Below are 22,763 nucleotides of genomic sequence, written 5' to 3'. Positions count from 1 at the left end.
ATGGGACAAAAAGAACAAAGCTTGGTATGGCTAAAGTATGCTTAACTCAGCACTAGTTATAGATGTCCTCCACACTTCTTGCAGTATGCCGCATCGCTATCATGGCCCTCAGCGCCACAATGCGGGCAGGCTTGTGTGCTAACAGGTGAATAGGGTTTTTGCCGGGTCATTTCTGCGGATACAATGCCTGTTGGCACGGCAATAATGCCATAACCCAGGATCATGATCAGGGTGGCTAAACCCTGGCCTAACACCGTTTGAGGAGCGATGTCACCATACCCAACAGTAGTGAGTGTAACCACCGCCCAATAAATACTTTTAGGAATACTGGTAAACCCATTTTCCCCGCCCTCGATGAGGTACATCAGCGTACCCAGGATCACAACCATGGTAAATACTGCGCCAATAAATACAATGATCTTTGGCCTGCTCGCTTTTAGGGCCGACATAAGCTGAGAAGCCTCTCCGAGAAATCGTGCAAGCTTAAATACGCGAAAAACTCTCAGCAGCCGGATGCTGCGAATTACCAATAGAGATTGGGCTCCTACAAATATCAGACTCAGGTAAGTCGGAATGACAGATAATAGATCAATTATACCCAAAAAGCTAATGGCATATTTAAATGGCCGGGTTACTATCAAAAGTCTTGTTACATACTCAATAGTAAATAAAATGGTAAAAACCCACTCAGCTATATATAACACATGACCATACTCCAACTTTATTTTAGCTACACTTTCAAGCATTACAGCTACTACGCTGAGAATAATGGCAATCAAAAGGATGACGTCAAAGACTTTTCCTCCGGGGGTGTCAGCTTCAAAGATTATCTCATGAAGAATATCCTTCCAATTTTTGCCTGCTTTGGAATAGTCCTTGGTCATAGCTACGAAAATGCGTTTTTAGGGCATTAAAGTCAATTATAGAGAGCAAAATAAAAAGAGGCTGTCTCAAAAGTCACTTGTTATTCCAAGCTTGATTTGGAATCCCCTGGAAATGGGTAGAAACCCACCAGGAGATCCTGATCCCGAAAGCTAATTGCTATCGTGACAGGATGACGTCAGAGGGAGACTTATGAGACAGCCTCTTTGATTTGAATGAATTATGTTACTCGAGACCGATCATGATAAATGAGCCCCAGTAGATTGGTTCAGGGTATTCGGTACGGATCTCTTTTTTCGCGTCTACAAATGATTGCCTCTTGCTACCGGTCTCGAGCCATTTATGATAAAATTTAACCATTAGCTTTTGTGTAGCAGTGTCATCCACTTTAAACATGCTCATGATCAGCGTTTTAGCACCAGCTACCAAAAAGGCACGCTGCAGCCCGTAAACACCTTCACCGACAGCCAGCTCACCTAATCCTGTTTCGCAAGCGCTAAGTACCACCAATTCTGTTTGATCCAGGTTAAGGTTCATTGCTTCATAGGCAGTGAGTATACCACTTTCAATGTTATAGTTAAAAGCTGTTTTGCCAAGCAGATCGCCAGCGCCCGTTAATAGTAATCCTGTCCTCATAAGCGGATTTTGTGCCATTCCAGCTTCACTTTGTGTGATCTCCTCTGCGGCCTGCAGCTCTTTAGCCGGTACAAAAAATCCGTGTGTGGCTATGTGGAATACCTTTGGATTATCCAACCTCTTGATCTGCTCCTCGTTTGCCTCACGCTCTGTATAAGAGCTGGTGGTCCAGCCTTGTGTTTTTAGCAGGTTTTTGAGCTCGGACACCTCTCGTTCAGTGCCTGGTAGCGGGTTTATATCGCCTGAATTGGCCGCCAGGTAGAATGCGGGGTTGCCAAACATAGACGCTCTCTTCTCCTCTTGTATAAGTTGGGTCTTGACTTGACGGAAATAGATATCCCTGGTGTTGCTCACCAAAATAATGTTAGAGTCATCTATAACATATTTACCATCATTTGTGGGGATAGCCTCCAGGTTGATCTGGTTATACACACCATCCGCAGACAAGTATATTGTAGGGTAGGCCCCGGCAATGTTTTTTAAGGGTAGCCAATAGTTGTCATAGGAATAGCGGTCCCTAACCTTGAATATGATGCTATTCCGGTAAAATTTAAAGTATTTGTTTTCCAGGTCTTTACCATTTTTTATAAGCACCGCCTCAGGAGCCCCCTGTTCCTTTTCATTCTTGATGTAAATAGCCGCATACACCACGGAATCTGTAAATATGTGATCAAAATAGCGGTATCGAACCATTTCTATGGCCACCTCATTTGGTTTCAGCGCCTTTTGTACATTTTGCCATACAATGGTCTTGTCTTCAAAACTTGAGCTAAATAATTCTGATTTCTGGCTCAGCTCTTTCTCCAGTTGTTCCACCTGATGCTGTAATGCTGCAGGGTCGATCTGGTTTTCCTGCAGTTGTTCTACGCTCATGGATAACACCGTGGCCAGATGTTCTTTCTTACTCAGCCATTCATTGTACTTGCTCTTGAGAGTTTCATCGCTGCTATTCTGAATGCGTTCCCGGATTTTTATGGAGGAGTTAAGCAAAATAGCTTTTGTGAGCAGGGCATTGTTATATACTTCACCCACTATTTTTTTGTCGGTACCCTTAATATTAAATGCTAGTGTATTATAGAATTCAAAATCCGGTTTTATGGTATTCCAGTATTTAGCTTTTTCCCGTTCGCTAAGAGCGGGGAAGAAATCTCTAATGAAATTACCATAGTTGGTCAGCGCCTCTTCTATAAATTTTTTCGATTTTTTTGCATCCCCTTCCATGTAGTAGACCTTACTCAGTTTTGATAAGATCTTTACATATTCAGGATGGTTATTATTAAAGAACTTCTCATAGAGTTTTTTTGCTTTCTCGTAATTACCTTCCGCCAGGTCATACTTGCGTTGCAGATAATATATATCGCCTGTCAGGGTATATATACCTGCAGCATTAATATTATTGCGTCTTCCCACCTTGGCTACCCATATATTTTCGGCTAGTCCCAGTGCATTGAATGCTTCATCATATCTTTTTTGCGAGATGTAGACCTTAGAAAGCTCAGTTAAAATATTGGCATATTGGGGGTTTCTGTTGCCCAGTTTACCAGCGATAATATTTTTGGCTTCATCCATCAATTTTTCCACGTCCTTGAGGTTGTCACCTTTATAAAACTTGATCAGGGCAAGTTGGGTGATCGAATTGCCTACATCTACGTGGTTTCTTCCAAACTGGCTCTCCTGTATTTTAACTGCACGCTGCGCATTTTCCTGTGCTTTTTCATAGTCTCCAATGCTGGTGTAGACCTCGGAAAGAAGTAGCAGTGGCGGAGCCACTTTAGATGAGTTGTTGCCAAATATACTTTCTGCAATAGTGAGCGACCTCCTGGCTATTTTTTCAGCTTCAGGATACTCACCCGAGATGAGCTTTAGCCGTCCGCTGTTAACCAGCGGGCCTACCAGCCTGCGAGAGCTTCGGCCATACCTTACTTCATAGGTGCTGATCAGCTTCTGAAGTAATTTTTCAGTTTCCGTATACCTGCCCAGGGTTATATATAAACTTGCCAATTCCTCGGCAGCTTCCAGTTCATTATAAGTTACGGTAGTTCCGGCCCGGGTCAATAATTTCTGCGAACGTCCGAGAATTATTTCCGCGTCATCAAAAAGTCCCTGAATAGCCCGCAATTTTGCCTGTGTTTCCATGGCATCTACATAATCCACTACCCGTTTTTCATTTCTCCGCTCGTTTTCCAGTATTGCTATTGATTTGGTTATGTTCTCAAGCGCCTGATCATAGTTCCCCAGTTTGATCTGGAGTGTCGCTATCTGGTTAAGTTCCACACCATAGTCAGGGTCTTGATCATCATATTTAGAACGGGCAGCCTGCAACGCCTGCTCAAGTGTTGCTGATGCTTTGGCATACTGGTCCGTGTTTTCATAAAACGAAGCAATATGGTTCAATATGTTAACATAATCTTTATGCCATGAATTAATCTGTTTGCTAACGATATCAAAGAAGCTTTCCTGGTAGATCTTTTCTGCGTCTTTAATTTTATCAGTATAATCGAGATAGTAGTTGGCCAGTTCTATCTTTGCCAAATGATATTCGGGAGAATCTTCTCCGTAAAGGGCCTTTTTAATTTCAATAATATCGGCTAAATGTTTTTCTGCTGATAGGAAATTCTGATTTTGAAGCTCCAGTCTATAAAGGAAATCCAGGATGGCGACAGTTTTTTTGTGGTTTCTTGGCAGTGCACGTGTTGAAGACAATATGGTCGAAGCCTTGGTTTCGAGGTTCCTGGTTCGGTCTTTAACCAATTTGGAATCAAATTCGATGGTTTCCAGGTTCAGGTAATGAAGGCTGGTCCTGCCAAAGTTCCTTTTGATGGCTTTTTCATACTCAATTTTCAGGTTGCGGTATTTCCCTTTATTATCGTTAATTAAGTATTGTTTAAGCAATACTTCATACAGGTCAAAAGCCAGGTAATGCGATTCTTCATGTTTTCTTTTCAGGTAGGAAAGTGATTTCTCAAACTTGATCCCATTAGGCATTCGATCTACATTAATCCCGTTTTCTACCAACAGTTGGCCATGGAGGAATTGGTTGTAAACATAATGAACACTTTCGTTGCCTAAATTGGAGCTTATCCACTCCTCGGCACGGGTAAAAGCACTATCAGCGCTATTGTAGTTACCCTTATTTCGAAAGGTATTTGCCTTGAGGGTGAGCATGGTAGCATAGTCTCCCAAGCGCTCGGTCACATCTTCTTCTGACAGTCTGCGGGTCTTTAATTTACCGGACTCATCAACATATGCTTCTTTTGTTACTGCACGGCTTTGAAAATAATCAAGATGTTTATTAATAAACGTAAGTGCTTCATTATAATAACCTTGTCCTGATAGTACGCTGGATCTGGTCATGTTAACCTTCGCTTGCAGATTGTCAGTCATGCTGTTGGCAGCGTTGAGTGTTTTTTCAGATGCCTCCACATATTCTTTGGCGCTCACATAGTTGCCATAGTGGGCGAGGATTCCCGCAACCTCCAATTGGTTCATAGCATGCTTGGCACTATTTTCCCCATTAACCGCAGCACTAACCGATAAAGCCTGTTGAAGACTATTTTCGAAACCGACCAAAATCCCTACAGCCAGATTAAAGCGGGCTTCGCGCAAATAGTATTGAGGCATATACTCATTCTGTGGGCCTAACTTTTTGCTTACCTTACTTTTAAATTTCGAAAGTGTTTTGGTGGCTTTGGCATAGTCGCCTTCTTCGTATTGGGCGTCTGCTTTATCAAGATATTTCTCCCACTTTTGTCCATAAATTATGGCAGGAGCCAGCAATAGCAGTATTACTACCAAAGCTGATGACCTTAGGTTATTGGGGCTCATGTTAGTGCAATTAAGTCTCGGTAAGTTATTTCTATAATAAATATAACTATTTTAAAACGGCATTTTCAATCTTCCATTAATTTATTCAATATGTTCTTAGCCGCTTCAGCAATCACGGTGCCTGGTCCAAACACACCACTAACACCTGCCGAATAGAGAAAGTCGTAGTCTTTTGGCGGGATGACTCCTCCTGCAATAACCATAATATCTTCTCTTCCCAACCGTTTTAGCGCCTGGATCAACTGAGGAATAAGCGTTTTATGACCTGCCGCCAGGCTCGAAGCTCCGATTACGTGTACATCGTTTTCAGCAGCCTGTTGTGCTACTTCTTCCGGGGTTTGGAATAAAGGACCGATGTCTACATCGAAACCAAGATCAGCAAAGCTGGTTGCTATCACTTTAGCGCCCCGGTCATGGCCATCCTGCCCCATTTTAGCGATCATTATTCTCGGTCTTCTTCCTTCCATCTCTGCGAAGCGGTCAGAGAGCGTTTTAGCTTCTTTAAAATTATTATCCATTTTTGCTTCACCTGAATAAACTCCTGAAATCGAACGTATAGTAGCCTTATGACGTCCAAATACTTTTTCCATGGCATCTGATATTTCACCTAATGAGGCTCTTTTCCTGGCTGCGTCCACGGCCAGTTCCAAAAGGTTGCCTTCTCCGGTTTCAGCAGCGTGTGTGATGGCGGCAAGCGCGGCTTCTACGGAAGGGTTGTCGCGCTCACTCCTGATTTTTTCCAGCCGGGCTATCTGCTGATCTCTCACTTTGGCATTATCAACTTCCAGAATGTCAAAGTCGGGCGCTTCATCAGTCCTGTATTTATTTACGCCTACTATAATGTCTTTTCCTGAGTCGATACGAGCCTGTTTTCTCGCAGCGGCTTCCTCTATCCTCATTTTAGGAAGTCCGCTTTCGATAGCTTTTGCCATCCCACCCAACTCTTCCACCTCTTCGATCAGTTTCCATGCTCTTTCTACGAGCTCTGCCGTCAAATTCTCCACATAATACGAGCCTCCCCAAGGGTCAACCACTTTTGTAATGCCCGTTTCGTTTTGAAGGTAGAGTTGCGTATTGCGGGCTATTCGGGCGGAAAAGTCTGTAGGCAGGGCAATGGCCTCATCCAAAGCATTGGTATGTAGTGATTGTGTATGGCCTAGTGCTGCTGCCAGCGCTTCTATGCAGGTGCGCGTCACATTATTATATGGGTCCTGTTCGGTAAGGCTCCACCCCGAGGTTTGGCAATGCGTGCGCAGCGCCATGGATTTAGAGTTTTTAGGGTTGAATTGCTTTACAAGCCTGGCCCAAAGCAACCTTCCGGCACGCATTTTGGCAATTTCCATGAAATGGTTCATACCTATAGCCCAGAAAAAGGACAGCCGTGGTGCGAAATCATCGATGTCCATACCTGCTTTGATCCCTGCTCTGAGGTATTCCAATCCGTCTGCCAGTGTATAGGCCAGTTCTATATCTGCTGTAGCACCAGCTTCCTGCATATGATAGCCGCTTATACTGATGGAGTTAAAACGCGGCATGTTTTTGGAAGTATATGCGAAAATGTCCGCGATGATCTTCATGGAAGGGATAGGTGGGTAGATATAAGTGTTGCGCACCATAAATTCCTTCAGGATATCATTCTGTATAGTACCGCTCAGTTGTTCCGGTTTTACGCCCTGCTCCTCTGCTGCCGCAATATAAAATGCCATGATAGGGATTACAGCGCCATTCATGGTCATGGAGACAGACATCTTGTCCAGTGGGATCTGGTCAAAAAGTACCTTCATATCTTCAATAGAATCTATAGCTACACCTGCTTTGCCAACATCACCAGCTACCCTGGGGTGATCAGAGTCATAACCCCGGTGTGTAGCCAGGTCAAAAGCCACCGACAGTCCCTTTTGGCCCGCTGCCAAATTCCTTCTATAAAAAGCGTTAGACTCCTCCGCAGTGGAAAAGCCGGCATACTGGCGAATGGTCCATGGCCTGCTCGCATACATGGTGGTGTACGGCCCTCTTAAAAAAGGAGCAATGCCGGCAGAAAATCCCGTATGTGGCAGTTGATCAAAATCTTCTTTATTATATAAATGCTTGATAGCGATTTTTTCAGCCGATGACCAGCTTCCCGGCTCTTTAGAGAGAATCTCCTCCGGCTGATACTTGTTGTATGATATGTTGTTAAAATCCGGTTTCATCATTTCTGTACCTCCTCTTTCCTGGCTACTTCTTTCTGGAACATCGTCCATGCATTTTTGGCTATCTCATCAGTGACTACTTCTATGAAGTAAGCTCCTGCAACGGGATCAGCCGTTTTATTTAAATAAGATTCTTCTTTCAATATATGACTCACGTTTCTTGCTATTCGTACCATTAAAGGATTGTTATAGTCTTCAGGGTCAACTGTAAGGCTGTTACACCCGCCAAGTACGGCAGCCATGGCAGCAGTTGTTGCTTTCAGCATATTGGCATGTGGTTGATACTTTTCATCCGTCCAGGCTGGGGATATGCAATGGATGTAGAGATCTTCAGGGTTGAAATCCTCAATACCATATGCCCTGGCCACCTGAAAGAAAAGCTGACGTATCGCTCTCACTTTGGCTATTTCGCCAAAGTAGTTGCCGGAAATGTTCGTAATGACCGCCAGGTTGGAAAGCGCCTGTTGAGGATCAATGCCTGTATCAACAATTGCATTGATGTGTGATACGGCTTTTGTTAGCAATTCTGCAACTTCTTCAGACGCTTTGTTTTTTTCTGATCGTATAGCAATGCTCTTTATGTTGGAATAATTGATAGTTTGGTCAAAAACTTCAAGGAATGAGCCCTGACCAGCATGGTTGAGCGCTATAAAACCTTTGAGGGCCAGTATGTCTATACCTTTATTCCTGACATAGTTATTATAATACTCCAGGTAGGCCGCATAATTGTTGTTGAAGATGAAGGATATGCTACAATAGTCGATCAGGATGCTTTCAAGCAGTTCTTCGAGCGGAACAATGGCCGCTGTTTTACTAAGGTCGAATATAACTCCATCAGCTCCATTATTTAATGCTTCTAAAGCGGTCTTATTGGCGATTCGGGCATCGCTGACCACTATTTTTTGAATATTTTCCCACTCACGCGGTTCGCCTGTGGTATTGTCTTTTATAAGCAAACGATTATGAAATGCTTTGGCAGAGTCCGTCAAGTCACCTCTATCGTAGTACGGCTGAAGCACAAGCCCTTCTTCCAAGGCCCAGTTATACTTTTCAAAAACGTCTTCATTCTTCAGGTCTTCCCTGGCTTTCTCCGCCCATTCTTTCTTTGAAACAGCCCTAAAATCGCTGAATAAATTTTCCTTTTGTCTACTCATCAATAAATAATGTAAGTTTGCTCTGTAAAGTTAAGCTTTTTGGACTATTTACTGAGAGGTATGGAAAGGGAAGTTCGGAGAGGCTAAATTATTGATTTATACATTTTGAAGAATTCATATTCTTTTAATTGTTTCCAAGTAAACTGAGGAAAAAATGTTGAAAAATACCCTTAGATGAGCCTTTTATGTTCGTGTTTTTTTTCACAAATTTGTTACCCTTTTCTCTTGGAGGGTTTATTTACAATACCAATCTTTTAAGATTATTTATACATGCACATCGATTGCGAAACGGTTTGGGGTGATTGTCTGAGGGTGATCAAAGAGAACGTAGCGGATCAGAGTTTTAATACCTGGTTTAAGCCTATTGTCCCTTTAAAGTGCTCAAATGATGTATTAACCATTCAGGTTCCCAGCCAGTTTTTCTACGAATGGCTCGAGGAGCATTATGTGCATGTGCTGAAAAAGGCTATAACAGCAGTAATGGGAACACAGGCCAGACTTGAGTATTCCGTTATTGTGGATAAGGGTAACAGCAAGTCTTCCCCCCTGTCAGTAAGTCTGCCCAATCGCACGCAGGCAAAAAATTTCGGATCAAACGGGGCTAAAGAAGAATATATTTCTCCTTTTCAGTTGAAGTCTGTTGATTCGCTGTATCAGGAGTCGCAATTAAACCCCAACAATACTTTTGATTCGTATATCGAAGGTGATTGCAACCGGCTGGCCAGGTCCGCTGGTTATGCTGTTGCTCAGAAGCCCGGAGTAACATCATTCAACCCATTGATGCTTTATGGTGGTGTAGGTTTAGGAAAGACACACCTTGTACAAGCCATAGGTAATGAGATAAAGAACAACCTGTCTGATAGATTTGTGCTTTATGTATCGTCAGAAAAATTTACGAACCAATTTATTGATGCGCTACGCAATAATAAAACTCAGGAATTTCAAAATTTCTATATGCAGGTGGATATCCTGATCATCGATGATGTACAGTTTTTAGCAGGAAAAGAAAGAACGCAGGAGATATTCTTCCACATATTCAACCACTTGCATCAGGCCGGAAAGCAGATCGTAATGACCAGCGACTGCCCACCCAGAGACCTTAAAGGACTACAGGAAAGATTGCTCTCCAGGTTTAAATGGGGGCTGACTGCTGATCTTCAGCAACCTGACTATGAAACGAGGGTGGCGATCATCCAGCGCAAGATGCAAACGGATGGCATCTACATACCTGACAATGTAATTGAATACCTGGCATATAGCGTAGACACTAATATCAGGGAGTTGGAAGGGGTGTTGATCTCGCTCATTGCGCATGCATCCCTGAATCGCGTGGATATAGACCTTGAACTGGCAAAGCAGACCCTTAAGAATATTGTTCACGATATAGAGACAGAAGTTGGTATAGATTATATTCAGAAAACTGTAGCGGAGTACTTCAAAGTAGAGGTAGCCTCACTAAAGGACAAGATCAGAAAGAAGGAGATTGTAATTGCCAGACAGGTCGCTATGTACTTTGCTAAAGAATATACCAATCATTCGCTGAAAGCCATAGGATATCATTTTGGTGGACGTGATCATAGTACTGTTATCCATGCTGTGCAGTCGGTAAATGATATGATGGATACCAATGCCTCCTTTAAATCGTCAGTAGAAGAGCTGAAGAAAAAGCTTAAAATGAAAGCAATTTAAGAAAGGTCACCAGAAACGATTACGATAAACCCCTCTTTTTTCATAAATAACATTACGGTTTAATAACATCAGCCATAATGTCCATAGCTTGGGTTATTTCCTTTTCATTTACGGATGCAAAGCCCAGGCGGAGAGCATTCAGTTCGCGTACATACACTTTGTCAATATTCATAAACAATCCTTTTTTGAGTAATTCGGGAAAATACGATCCTACCATTATCTTTTGATCAAACCTGGTCCAGATTGCCATTCCCCCTTCAGGCGTTTTGAAGGTGGAAATGTCTGAAAAATATTTTGTTAGCAAATGGCAGAACAGGTCTCTTCTGTTTTGATATACCTTTAAAGTTTTTTTTAGATGACGCTGCAACTCACCTGTTTCTATCGCCAGGCTCATAACATGCTCCAGCACCGGATCTCCCTGTCTGTCGATGATCCTCCTTATTTTACCTAGTTCATTGATGATCCTTGAAGAGGCTACCACATAGCCGATCCGCAGTGCGGGAGCGAAGATTTTGCTGAAGGACCCGATGTAAATAACATGCTCATGGTGATTAAGGCTGGCGAGGGGTAGCAACGGGCTGCTACTATAATGAAAATCGTAATCATAGTCGTCCTCAATGATCGCAAAATTGTATTTTAATGCCAGATCCAATAGCCGGAGACGTCTTTCGGTGGACAATGTAACAGTAGTAGGAAAGTGATGGTGCGGAGTAACATATATGGCTTTTATATCCGTTGTTTTTAAAACTACTTCCAGCTTTTCAATATTGAGACCATGTTCATCTACCTCTACACGGATAAGTTTTCCTCCATATTGTAGCACTGTCCAGTCAGCCGCATCATAGCTGGTGTCACCTACTACAACAGCATCACCTTTGTCCATTAAAATATTGAGAATGATGTATAGTCCCATTTGACTTCCCCGGGTGATAAGCACATTTTCCGTGCCAATGCTCATGCCACGGGTATCAGAAAGATACTTGCTTAAAACTTCCCGGAGGTTGCCATCCCCCAATACATGTGAATATCTTAAGTGACGTTTGCCATATCCGGTGCGCAGCAATGACCGGCATTCTTTATATATCCAATCAACGGGCGCCAGACGGTGGTCCGGGGCGCCATCATTTATTTCTATCTGATGTGGGGGGCGATTTTCATACTGAAGAATAAAGTTTGTTGACTTGATGCGCAATAGCTCCTCCGGCTCACTTACCCTGTCCTGATTTAGGGCCACCGGCTGAATAACGGGTAGCTTTGCAGACACAAAAGTCCCTTTTGAGGGAAATACTTCCAGCCATCCCTGGGCCATCAGCTCATCATAAGCCTGCACCACCGTTTTTCTATTGAGCGATAGCAGATCTGCCATTGCACGACTACCTGGTATTTTCCTGCCTTTTGGAAGCCTGCCGGATGTGATTTCCCGAACTATAACATTGACCATTTGCAGGTATAGTGGAGAAGATGATTGAGCTTCAAGCTGTATAACTGTTTTCCATGGAAACATACCGGACCCATTGTTTAGTTAAAATTGGCACCTAAAGATAATCCGGTTTGCTTATAAATTTATGCTGTAATTAAAAAAAATATCTCATGGAGCAATTTGAAGTTACTACACTGAACAAAGTTAAAAGGGCCCCTGAAAGAGGTCATTACGACAAGGAAACAGTCTATGGTATTCTGGATGCAGGTTTTTTATGTCACATCAGCTTTGTGGTTGATGGACGCCCGTTCATTATTCCAACACTATACGGTCGGGAGGAAAACAGATTGTATATTCATGGAGCGACCACGAGCAGGATGATTAAAAACCTGGAGGCGGGCGTTGTTATGAGCCTGGCAGTGAGCCACGTTGATGGACTGGTTTTGGCGCGATCGGCATTTCATCATTCCATGAACTATCGGTCGGTAGTTGTTTTTGGTAACGCCTATCCCGTGGCAGATGAAAATAAAGAACATGCACTATATGTGATTTCTGAACACTTGATTCGCGACAGGTGGAATGAGGTGAGGCCGCCTAGCGCCAAAGAATTAAAGGCAACTACCGTTTTGGCAATTGAGATAGATCATGCCTCCGCCAAGATAAGGACAGGCCCGCCAAAGGATGACAAGGAAGATTACGACCTGGATGTGTGGGCTGGTATTATTCCTGTTGGTATGGGCATTAGCGCTCCTATAGCTGATGATCTTTTGAAAAAAGGCACAAAAATTTCATCATCGGTCCGTAATTATGTAAAAAGTCATGATCAGGGGTTTAATCTTGTTGAGCATTTTAGAAATAGCACGGGTCACCATCTGGGTAATGCTTCCTGGGTTAAATGAAGGTAGGAGATGTGAGATGAGATGATGTGAGACGGCAATCGAGGTGCGATAGTCTCCTCTCGGTGTATTAGCCAGGGGATCATTCCCGGTCACTATGGATGGCATGAGCAAGTGGTAAGAGTTCTTAGTTCTTACCGTTTACCTGATATAGCGGAGAAAAGTCAATTTTTCCGGTTTCCCGATTGAAGAACCCGGAGCATACACCAAGGTTTCCTTTGGTCACTTCTTCTTTAATATATTCGTTTTGTTGTATAATGCTTGATACTGATAGTTTCAGATTCCATAATACAATGGAGTCTGCCAAAGCATTTATTTGCTCAGTCCGGAGCCTTTCCTCACTGAATTCTCCGGAAGCCAACGCAGGAGCAATTAAGGGTTGCAGGTAGGAGTCTTTGCCTGCAAGATGACATTCAAGGGCATCCTTAATAAAGGAATTCCCGGAGTTGCCCATTAGCAAAATAAGACGTGCGCCCTGCTTTCGGCAGGCTATTTCCGTACTATGGATCAAATGGGTCCCCATAAGGTTACCTGCAGCTTTTATGGGTATAAGATCGCCAATACCTGAATTCAACAGCATGTTTAAAGGTTCTCTCATATCAAGGCAATTCACCACTGTTGCCAGGGGAGCATCTCTAATAAAATCCATCAACTCCTTATTTCTTAATCTTCTCGACACGAGGTTACCCGCGACATAACCCTGGTTGCCTTGTTTCAGGTAATCCAAAATTTCTTCAGGGGTGGAAATCTCTTTTTTGACGTAGGGTTCTTTGATCAAATCAAGTTTAGCATCTGAGTGATAGCTTTCCCGCAGACCTGTAATAGTGATATTAATATCATTTTCTTTGGCAAAGGTATCTTTATAATCATGCAGTAGCTCGATTACATCAGGTTCAACATATGTGGAAAAAGTAGCGTCAATCACTACCTCGCCATTCTCAGGCAGGTTCCACAATGTTTTTTTTATGGCAGGTTTGTTAAGAAAAGATACTTCGTTAGAGAGTTCCAGACGGATCTTTTCCCCTTCTTTTGACTTGATCCTCTCAATTTGAAATGGATTGTAGTAATTTCCTCTTAGCAAAAAGAAAATGCTAATGGCCGTGCCAATCAATACTCCGAGCAGTACATCAGTGACCACTATGGCTATGGCGGTGACAATAAATGGAATAAACTGATTCCACCCCCTGGCATACATTGATTTAAAAATGGAAACAGAAGCAAGCTTATAACCAACCATTAGGAGTATGGCAGCGAGTGACGCCAGGGGGATCAGGTTGATCACCGAGCTGATCACCAGTACACTTGCCAGCAATAGTATGCCATGTATGATGGTTGATAATTTTGTTTCTGCCCCTGCTTCAATATTTACGGAGCTTCTGACGATTACGGATGTAATAGGAATACCCCCGATCAAGCCAGCCAGAGTATTTCCAATGCCTTGGGCTATGAGCTCTCTATTGGGTGGGCTTATTCTTTTATGTGGGTCGAGGTTATCTGCCGCCTCTATTGCCAATAACGTAGCAATGGAGGCTATTATGGCAATAGTAAACCCGTAAGTCCATACATTGATATTGCCTATGGCTCCGAAATCGGGAAAGGCAAAAAATGAAGATAACGCATCGATGCTGGGGATGTTTACCAGGTGAGTGCCTTCAAGGTAAAAAGAAGGAATAAAGAATTTGAAGAATATATTGATGAATACACCTAATATTACCACCACCAAAAACGGAGGAAGAAGCTTGATTTTCCTTAAAAACGTCTTATCCCAAAAGATCAGGATCAATAGTGAAATAATGGTTAAAACCAATGCCCCTGGAGCCAATGAGCCAAGGATCATTTCAATATCTGGTGGATAGAGAATAAAATTACGGGAATAATCCATTAGACGGCTGTTCTGCTCTATTCCAAGTGCATAAGGGATTTGCGAAAAGATGAGTATTATACCGATGGCAGCCAGGAGGCCTTTAATGATACTGGTGGGCATGTAGTCCGCAATTATTCCAGCTTTTAGTATGCCTAGTAAAAGCTGCAGCATGCCTCCTATTGTCAGAGAGAGTAAAAAAACTTCAAAGCTTCCAAGGCTTTGTATGGCCACCAACACTACTGCCGTAAGGCTGGCCGCTGGTCCGCTAACGCTGATATCTGATTGACTGATAGCGCCTATTACTATACCCCCGATAATCCCGGATATCAGGCCGGAAATCAAAGGCGCACCACAAGCTAATGCAATACCCAGACACAACGGAAGTGCGACCAGAAAAACTACAATGCCGGATGGGATATCTCTTCCCGGGCTGCTAAAAATAGATTTCTTAATGCTTTTTAAATCTACCGCATACTTATTTAACCGTTTACTCATTAAGTAATAATTTGATCTGGAATTTTTTACTGGATTGGTAGTTGTGCAAAGATACGTAAACCATGAAGTTAATAATTTAAGATATAATATCTGCTATTTTAAATTCATAAAAATATCACCGGATACTCCCGGGAATATCTTTCATTCCAGCTATGCAAATTTGCTGTATGATAACAATTTTGGCTCATTGGACATTTCTGTATTGATTGGTGTATTGTCCTTTTTTTACTTTAAACTATTACACTTCTTTCTTTTCTCTAAATAATTCCTCAAAATACCCGCTACACTTCAAGAGAAATTAAATGAAATATTTCAATCCTAATTTCATAAGTCTTAGATTTAGAGATTATGAGATTAGGGAAATGTTTCCCATCATGTCTTAGAAGATCCTGATAGGAGGATTATAACACGTATTTATGAAGATAAAATTTAATGGTAAAAAACAACCTGGTTTTTACGCTGAAGTAAAAAAAGAGGTTGATGAGTATTTTAAAAAAAACAACATTAGTAAGAATGCAAACGCAGCCATGGTTTTCAAGACTGTGTTCTTCCTTGGCTCATTAGTTGCGCTTTATTTATTAATACTTTTAGGAGGGTTCAGTTTGTCTGTGGCTTTACTCCTGGCTGTTTTGCTGGGGATGGTACAGGCTTTTATAGGATTTAATGTTTGTCATGATGCTATTCATGGTTCTTATTCTTCCAGTAGCAGGGTTAATAATTATTTAAGCTTAACCTTTAATTTGATAGGAGCAAATGCCTACGTTTGGAAGGTGACGCACAATCAGGTGCATCATACATTCACTAACATTCCCGGCCATGATGAGGATCTTGATGTGGCTCCCGGATTAGTACGTGTTTCTCCGCAAGACCGGCGGAAACCCATCATGAAGTATCAGCATCTCTATGCATTTTTCCTGTACGGATTCGCCTCTCTTTCGTGGGTGTTCAGGAAGGATTATGTGAAATTCTTTCAAAAGAAAATAGGCCATACCGATAACAGCAAGCACCCTAAAATAGAATATTTTAATCTGTTTTTCTTTAAGGCGCTTTATTACAGCCTCTTTATCGTTGTTCCTTTGCTTGTTATGGATATTACCTGGTGGCAATTCGTGATCGGATTCCTTGCAATGCATCTGGCCGAAGGGTTTGTACTTGGACTGGTATTCCAGTTGGCCCATGTAGTTGAGGGTACGGAGTTTCCGGAGCCGGATACCGATGGAAAGGTGGACGAATCATGGGCTGTACATCAGATGCAGACTACTGCCAATTTTTCAACCAAAAGCCCGATAGCTACATTTTTATGTGGAGGGCTAAACTTCCAGGTGGAGCATCACCTTTTTGCCAATATCTGTCATATTCACTATCCTGAGATCTCAAGGATAGTTGCTCGTACTGCCAGGAAATATGGTGTGCCGTACCACGAAAACCCTACTTTTCTGGGCGCTCTTGCTTCTCACTATAAAACTCTGAAGAAGTTTGGCCGGGAAGATATGGTGTTGGAGCCGGTGAGGGTTTAGGCGACTGAGGTTATATTCACTAAAACAGCGATCCTTTGAATAGAGGAGAAATGTTTAGTGTGAAATTTTGTATCCGAAAAATTAATCCGAAGTCAGTGGAGATCAGATTGGACTCCTCCTTGCATCCTTTAGCACCGCTTTACCGTTTGACCTTATAAAAGGCTAAAACACCTTTGCCTTATGATCATACCTAATCTCAGACAACTTTATTGCCCCGTTCAACCCACTGTAAAAAGGGCAGGAGAGAAAGTAGTGTATGCTGAATTTTTACCGGATCCAAGGCTGCAACCCTTCATCCATTGCTATTGGGAACTCAAAACCCTTCATCCGCTGGCAGCGCCCTTCTGTTATAAAGTTGTTGCAGATGGCTGTATTGATATTTTCTTCGAATTAGATAATTCGCAAAACAACTTCATAATGGGGTTTTGTAAAAAGCATATGGAATTCACGCTCGATAATACTTTCCATTATATTGGTATCCGCTTCCTGCCCTCAGTTTTTCCCCGACTATTTAAAATTAGCGCTGTCGAGTTGAGTAATCGTACTGAAAACCTCAGTGATGTTGTTCCTTCACTATCCCGGTATATTTCCAGTCGTTTTTCACCCCGGTGTGAGAAGCCAATTAAAAGTTTGCTTGATGATTACTTCTTACCGATTATAATGAAAGTAGATCTGTTGACAGATCACAGATTTGATAATGCCGTTAATATCATTCTCAATCAATCCGATGCTGTTGCTATTGAGTCAGATCTGGACACAGGGCTGAGCCCGAGACAACTACGGAGAGTGTTTCAGTTTTACATTGGCGATACTGCCAAGACTTTCAGTAAGGTGGTGCGTTTTCAGAAGGTGCTCAGCAGCATGTCTATCCAGCGCCTGAGTCATAGTAAGGCGTGCTACGAGGCTGGCTATTACGACCAGGCGCATTTTATTAAGGATTTTAAAACGCTTTATGGCGTTACCCCCACTCAGGCTGTTGATAGGTGATTATGTCCGATTTTTACAATACCGGTAGCTGACAAAACACAAATTTTACAGCAAGAAAACATCGAGACCATGAGATCACTATCAATTATTATCATGGTTTGCCTTTCGGCAAACCTTCTTGCACAAAATAGTCAAACTGCTAAAAATGTAAACAAAATGAAACTGAACGCGGGTATAATCACTAAAAATTTAGAAGAGAGTAAATCATTTTACACCAAAACACTTGGCTTTGGAGTAACGTTTGAAAATGAATTTTATGTCCTATTGCACACTCCTAATCACGAAGCTGAAATCAGCTTTTTGCTTCCGGAACATCCATCTCAACAACCATTATTTCATCCGGCCTTTCAGGGGAAAGGCATCTATCTTACCATAGAGGTGAATAATGTGGATGAATTATATGCGACATTAAAAAAGGAGGGCGTGCCGATTAAAATTGATCTTCGGGATGAGCCCTGGGGCGACCGTCATTTCGCTATAGAAGATCCGAACGGTGTAGCTATTGATATTGTGCAGTATTCACCGCCAGGAGAATAGTCTCTCCGGAATTCTCCGCAATCGGCAGTATTCTTCCGATTGCGGATCTTTTATATATTGACCAAAGCTATCTGGCGCTCCGAACGACCCTTCTTCCCTACTACCTCAACCCAATCCCCAATTCCTTCAACTGTTCTTCATTAATTGGGCTGGGTGAGTCAATCATAACATCTCTTCCGGCATTGTTTTTAGGGAATGCAATGAAGTCTCTGATAGAATCTGATCCTCCGAATAGCGAACAGAGCCTGTCGAAGCCGTAGGCAATCCCTCCGTGTGGAGGTGCGCCATACTCAAAAGCATCCATCAGGAAGCCAAATTGTGCTTTAGCCTCTTCCTCGGAAAAGCCGAGTTGTTTGAACATACGTTGCTGCAGCTCGCGGTCATGGATCCTGATCGAGCCACCGCCTACTTCAACACCATTGATAACCATATCGTAAGCATTGGCCTTTACAGCGCCAGGGTCAGTTTCCAGTTTATCTCTGTCTTCCGGTACCGGTGATGTGAACGGGTGGTGCATAGCATGGTAACGTTGTGTTTCCTCGTCCCACTCGAGTAGCGGGAAGTCCAATACCCAAAGCACCTTGTAATCATTTTTATTTCTCAGACCCAGCTCACTACCCATGTGCAGTCGCAGCTCGTTCAATGCTTTCCTGGTGTGTGCAGCTTCACCACTTAGTACCAGCAGCAGGTCTCCTGGCTGGGCGCCCATTTTATCCGTCCATTCTTGCAGGTCATCCGGTCCATAGAACTTATCCACCGATGACTTGAAGGAGCCATCAGTATTGCACTTTACGTATACCAGGCCTTTCGCTCCGATCTGAGGCCTTTTTACATAATCTGTAAGTGCATCCAACTGTTTCCTGGTGTACTCTGAGCAACCTTTGGCACAAATGCCTACTACAAGCTCAGCACTGTCAAATACATTGAACCCCTTTCCTTGTGCCAGGTCATTGAGCTCAACAAACTTCATATCAAAACGGGTGTCAGGTTTATCGGAGCCATAATATTTCATGGCATCGTCATAGGTCATTCGGTCTATTTCTCCTATTTCGGTGCCTTTAACACTTTTAAACAAGTGCCTGATCAGTCCCTCGAAGGTGGTGAGAATGTCCTCCCTTTCTACAAATGACATTTCACAGTCTATCTGCGTGAACTCCGGCTGGCGATCGGCCCGCAGATCTTCATCCCTGAAGCACTTTACGATCTGGAAATAGCGGTCAAAGCCGGAAACCATCAACAACTGCTTGAACGTTTGTGGTGACTGGGGCAACGCATAGAACTCTCCCTGGTTCATACGTGAAGGCACCACGAAATCGCGTGCTCCCTCCGGCGTTGATTTGATCAGGACGGGTGTTTCTACTTCGGTGAAATTCTTTCCGTCCAGGTACGCCCGGGTTTCCTGCATCATCCGGTGGCGTAGCAGCATATTTTCTCTTACCGGCCCCCTCCGCAGGTCCAGATAGCGGTATTTCATTCTCAGGTCATCACCACCATCGGTGTCATCCTCAATGGTAAATGGTGGAGTTTTTGACTTGTTCAGGATCTCCAGTTTGGATACCTTAATCTCGATGTCTCCGGTTGATATCTTGTCATTTTTAGATATGCGCTCAACCACTGTTCCTGTAGCTTTTACCACATACTCACGTCCCAACGTGTTAGCCGTTTTGATCACTTCATCTGCGGTGGTGGTTTCCTCAAAAATCAACTGGGTAATACCGTAGCGGTCGCGCAGGTCCACCCAAATAACACTCCCTTTATCTCTCACCCGCTGTACCCATCCGCAAAGTATTATCTCTTTATTGACATCATTTATTCTTAATTCTCCGCAAGTATGTGTTCGAAGCATGTTTTATTATTTTAATTTTGAAGCCGCAAAGTTATGGTATTAATTTTGAGTGAAAAAGATACGCTATAAATTTCATAAACAGCCATGTCAAAACTATTGATATTTTTATTGTTCATGCCCATAATCGTTCATGGTCAGGAAAAGCTGGTAAAAACAAAAATTTCGGATGAGATTACAGTTTCCTTACCCAAAAATTTCTATGCTATGTCTCAAAGTGATATGGCGCAGCGTTATCCATCGGTTAGGAAGCCTGTTGGGGCCTATACTAACGATGCCCGTATGGTGGATTTTAGTGTTAATATTTCAGCTACCCAGTGGAGAGAAAGTGATGTGGAAATTGCTAAGGAATTTTTCAAAGCCAGCCTTGTCAACCTGTACGACCGTGTCAATTTCATTCAGGAAGATATTAAAGTCATCAATAACAGGAAATTCATAGTATTTGAGTTTGAATCGCGTATTGAAGGTGACAGGCTTTCATTAGATAAAAAGGAACCCATCAGAAAATATACCTACATCCAATATCTTATTATGAATGGTAAAACTCTGGTATTTAGCTTTAACAGCCCTGTTCAGCTAAAGGGCCAGTGGCAACCTGTTGTGCCAGAGATAATGAACAGCGTGAAGGTTAAAAACGGCATCTGATGACATTATCTATCCATAGTGATGAACATTATATGCGGGAGGCGCTCAAGCAGGCGTTGTTAGCAAAAGAGGAGGGTGAAATACCAGTAGGGGCAGTCGTGGTGGCTAATAATAGGATCATAGCCCGGGCATACAATCAGGTAGAGAAGCTGAATGATCCTACTGCCCATGCAGAAATGCTGGCCCTGACCGCTGCAGCAAATTATTTAGGAACAAAATACCTTTCCGATTGTTCACTATACGTTACCCTTGAGCCTTGTGGCATGTGTGCCGGGGCACTTTACTGGGGGCAGTTAGGAAAGCTGGTATATGCGGCAGCCGATGATAAAAGAGGATACACTATTCTCAACCCAAAGCTTATCCACCCAAGAACAGAGGTGGTCAGGGGGCCATTTGCCGGAGAGGCAGGTGCTCTGGTGGTTGATTTTTTTAAAAACTTGCGGTAAACATGTCAATAGATAAATGCAATCAACTGATCAATAGAAGTTAACATACATAATTTTATTGTTTGCCCATGCTATGTATATTTGGATCAATTAAAAAAGCAAGGGCTGAAATTTCGGACTGTTGATAACATAACCCCACCGGCTCTTGTGAGAAATGAATTAACGAATTGTTAAACTTAAAAAACCAATAATTATGGCTTTCGAATTACCTGATTTACCGTACAAGCATGATGCTTTGGAACCGCACATAGATGCGAGAACCATGGAAATCCACCATGGAAAGCATCACGCGGCCTATACAAGCAAACTGAATGACGCGATTAAAGGAACTGAGATGGATGGTAAGACCATCGAAGAGATCCTGGCTAAACATAGTGACAATAAAGCAGTAAGAAATAATGGCGGAGGTTATTACAATCACAATCTTTTCTGGAAAGTAATGTCGCCTAATGGAGGGGGAGCTCCTTCCGGTGAATTGGCAGATGCAATCAACTCAGCTTTTGGCTCTTTCGATAACTTTAAGCAAAAGTTTTCTGATGCTGCGGCTACTCAATTTGGCTCCGGATGGGCATGGTTATGTGTGCATACAGGCGGTAAACTAGAGGTATGTTCCACTCCTAATCAAGATAACACCCTGATGCCTAATGTTGGCTGTGGTGGTATCCCTGTTTTGGGGCTTGATGTGTGGGAGCATGCTTACTATCTGAATTATCAGAACAGAAGACCCGACTACATTGGCGCCTTCTGGAATGTGATCAATTGGGATGAAGTGGCTAAGCGCTACGCTGAAAATAAATAAAAAAGAAAGGCTGCCTTCCTGTTCGGGGGCAGCCTTTGCATTCAACTGTAATCGAGAACTACTTAGTGCCTCTAAGAAAACGCCAATGTCTGCGTTATGCTCGTCCCAAAAATACTTATCCCTACAACTGTACGGGACCCCGCTTTTTAGTACTTCACAAGCCTTAACCTTAACGTTTTCTTAAAGACACTTAGAGTTTTCTTACAAACACTACTTATTGATCCTATAAAACGAAATGTTCTGAAAATCCATCAGAAAGTCACTTTTGTTGAGAAGAATGGAAAGCTCTTTCCCTTTGTTGTCATTGACCTTTGTTGTTGTTGTAAAAATGAGATTATCTTTTGAGTCATAGAATTTGTAAATGATTTCTTCTTCAACCGCTCTTCCCGGAGAGTAGTAACTTTCCAATAGTTTCAAATCCAATGCCGGATGTTCAAATTTGTGTGTATCTTTCCTGTTATCACCACCGTGTGGTTTCGTGTTGCCGCCCATTACATTTGCTGCCACAAGTAGCAACAAACATACTACCGAAATTGGAAATAAATTTTTCATAAGAGTTGTTGTTTATTTTGAGTTTCCCAGCCCGACCGGAGCCGGGCCAGGATTTTGACCTTAATCACTTATTTGCAACTGGAATGCCACATTTGTTAGCGCATTGATTTTCAGATAATTACGTTTTTATGACTCTAATATGTGTTACGAAAGTGAACACCAGGCGAACGATCCTGCACAATAGCAGGGCATTGGCCCGTAGAAAAGTTGGAGTTTTAGTATTAACCCACTTATAGCCCCTGCTGATGTTATTGAGTTAAGAAAGCGTTCCTAAAAAGCACAGTCATCAGCAACTAGTGCGGAAGTTACTTCCGTGTTTCACCCACTTTCCATTCTCAGGCTTACTTTGATTTTACCTGCTGACTTGCTGCATGGCTATGTCAC

At 42.7% G+C, this 22,763-nt stretch carries 16 protein-coding genes; 8 read left to right on the top strand and 8 right to left on the bottom strand.

Annotated features, from left to right (window positions below; all coding sequences use genetic code 11):
• Positions 1 to 56: 56 nt before the first annotated feature.
• The 4 genes from C900_RS26920 to C900_RS26905 all read right to left on the bottom strand — a co-directional run bounded on the left by C900_RS26920 (position 57) and on the right by C900_RS26905 (position 8,689).
• Positions 57 to 884 carry an ion transporter gene (locus C900_RS26920; RefSeq protein WP_009583658.1) on the bottom strand — a complete coding sequence of 276 codons (828 nt, stop codon included), beginning with the start codon at positions 882 to 884 and terminating at the stop codon, positions 57 to 59.
• Between the two features lie 223 nt (positions 885 to 1,107).
• A complete protein-coding gene (locus tag C900_RS26915) occupies positions 1,108 to 5,343 on the bottom strand; it encodes a CHAT domain-containing protein (protein WP_009583657.1) in 4,236 nt (1,411 codons plus the stop codon).
• A gap of 65 nt (positions 5,344 to 5,408) precedes the next feature.
• Entirely contained in the window at positions 5,409 to 7,535 is a 2,127-nt protein-coding gene (scpA, locus tag C900_RS26910) for a methylmalonyl-CoA mutase (RefSeq protein WP_009583656.1), read from the bottom strand.
• Positions 7,535 to 8,689 (bottom strand): methylmalonyl-CoA mutase family protein, encoded by a 1,155-nt coding sequence (locus tag C900_RS26905; protein WP_009583655.1) that lies wholly within the window; start codon positions 8,687 to 8,689, stop codon positions 7,535 to 7,537. Before C900_RS26905 ends, scpA begins: the two co-directional genes overlap by 1 nt.
• A 270-nt stretch (positions 8,690 to 8,959) precedes the next feature.
• On the opposite strand from C900_RS26905, the gene dnaA reads away from it, so the two are divergent.
• A complete protein-coding gene (gene dnaA, locus C900_RS26900; RefSeq protein WP_009583654.1) occupies positions 8,960 to 10,378 on the top strand; it encodes a chromosomal replication initiator protein DnaA in 1,419 nt (472 codons plus the stop codon).
• 52 nt (positions 10,379 to 10,430) lie between these two features.
• Here dnaA and pdxR read toward each other — a convergent pair whose 3' ends face one another.
• Positions 10,431 to 11,882 carry a MocR-like pyridoxine biosynthesis transcription factor PdxR gene (pdxR, locus tag C900_RS26895; RefSeq protein ID WP_009583653.1) on the bottom strand — a complete coding sequence of 484 codons (1,452 nt, stop codon included), beginning with the start codon at positions 11,880 to 11,882 and terminating at the stop codon, positions 10,431 to 10,433.
• An 86-nt stretch (positions 11,883 to 11,968) separates the two neighbouring features.
• Between pdxR and C900_RS26890 the strand changes: the two genes are divergently transcribed.
• On the top strand, positions 11,969 to 12,697 hold the full coding sequence (locus tag C900_RS26890) for a pyridoxamine 5'-phosphate oxidase family protein (RefSeq protein WP_009583652.1): 729 nt from the start codon (positions 11,969 to 11,971) through the stop codon (positions 12,695 to 12,697).
• 124 nt (positions 12,698 to 12,821) lie between these two features.
• On the opposite strand, the gene C900_RS26885 is transcribed toward C900_RS26890, so the two are convergent.
• Positions 12,822 to 15,053, bottom strand: a complete 2,232-nt coding sequence (locus C900_RS26885) for a bifunctional SulP family inorganic anion transporter/carbonic anhydrase (RefSeq protein ID WP_051053049.1) — start codon at positions 15,051 to 15,053, stop codon at positions 12,822 to 12,824.
• A 416-nt stretch (positions 15,054 to 15,469) separates the two neighbouring features.
• Here C900_RS26885 and C900_RS26880 point away from each other — a divergent pair, with 416 nt between their 5' ends.
• From C900_RS26880 to C900_RS26870, 3 genes are all read left to right on the top strand, one after another.
• Positions 15,470 to 16,570 (top strand): fatty acid desaturase family protein, encoded by a 1,101-nt coding sequence (locus C900_RS26880; RefSeq protein ID WP_009583649.1) that lies wholly within the window; start codon positions 15,470 to 15,472, stop codon positions 16,568 to 16,570.
• A gap of 180 nt (positions 16,571 to 16,750) precedes the next feature.
• Positions 16,751 to 17,557 carry an AraC family transcriptional regulator gene (locus tag C900_RS26875; RefSeq protein ID WP_009583648.1) on the top strand — a complete coding sequence of 269 codons (807 nt, stop codon included), beginning with the start codon at positions 16,751 to 16,753 and terminating at the stop codon, positions 17,555 to 17,557.
• 156 nt (positions 17,558 to 17,713) lie between these two features.
• Positions 17,714 to 18,094: a VOC family protein gene (locus C900_RS26870; RefSeq protein ID WP_040497651.1), complete on the top strand. Its 381-nt coding sequence runs from the start codon at positions 17,714 to 17,716 to the stop codon at positions 18,092 to 18,094.
• A 100-nt stretch (positions 18,095 to 18,194) separates the two neighbouring features.
• Here C900_RS26870 and aspS read toward each other — a convergent pair whose 3' ends face one another.
• Positions 18,195 to 19,940 carry an aspartate--tRNA ligase gene (gene aspS, locus C900_RS26865; protein ID WP_009583646.1) on the bottom strand — a complete coding sequence of 582 codons (1,746 nt, stop codon included), beginning with the start codon at positions 19,938 to 19,940 and terminating at the stop codon, positions 18,195 to 18,197.
• Between the two features lie 84 nt (positions 19,941 to 20,024).
• Between aspS and C900_RS29065 the strand changes: the two genes are divergently transcribed.
• The 3 genes from C900_RS29065 (at position 20,025) to C900_RS26850 (ending at position 21,827) form a co-directional block, all read left to right on the top strand.
• Positions 20,025 to 20,582, top strand: coding sequence for a hypothetical protein (locus C900_RS29065; protein WP_009583645.1), 558 nt, complete (start codon positions 20,025 to 20,027; stop codon positions 20,580 to 20,582).
• Positions 20,582 to 21,028 carry a nucleoside deaminase gene (locus C900_RS26855; RefSeq protein ID WP_009583644.1) on the top strand — a complete coding sequence of 149 codons (447 nt, stop codon included), beginning with the start codon at positions 20,582 to 20,584 and terminating at the stop codon, positions 21,026 to 21,028. The genes C900_RS29065 and C900_RS26855 overlap by 1 nt, the downstream gene beginning before the upstream one ends.
• Before the next feature lie 193 nt (positions 21,029 to 21,221).
• Complete coding sequence (locus tag C900_RS26850; RefSeq protein WP_009583643.1) at positions 21,222 to 21,827, top strand: superoxide dismutase; 606 nt, start codon at positions 21,222 to 21,224, stop codon at positions 21,825 to 21,827.
• Between the two features lie 210 nt (positions 21,828 to 22,037).
• On the opposite strand, the gene C900_RS26845 is transcribed toward C900_RS26850, so the two are convergent.
• Positions 22,038 to 22,379, bottom strand: a complete 342-nt coding sequence (locus C900_RS26845) for a hypothetical protein (protein ID WP_009583642.1) — start codon at positions 22,377 to 22,379, stop codon at positions 22,038 to 22,040.
• Positions 22,380 to 22,763 lie beyond the last annotated feature (384 nt).

This window comes from Fulvivirga imtechensis AK7, assembly GCF_000331535.1.
GTDB classification, from domain to species: Bacteria; Bacteroidota; Bacteroidia; order Cytophagales; family Cyclobacteriaceae; genus Fulvivirga; species Fulvivirga imtechensis.
This window is presented reverse-complemented; position numbering and strand designations above follow the sequence as displayed.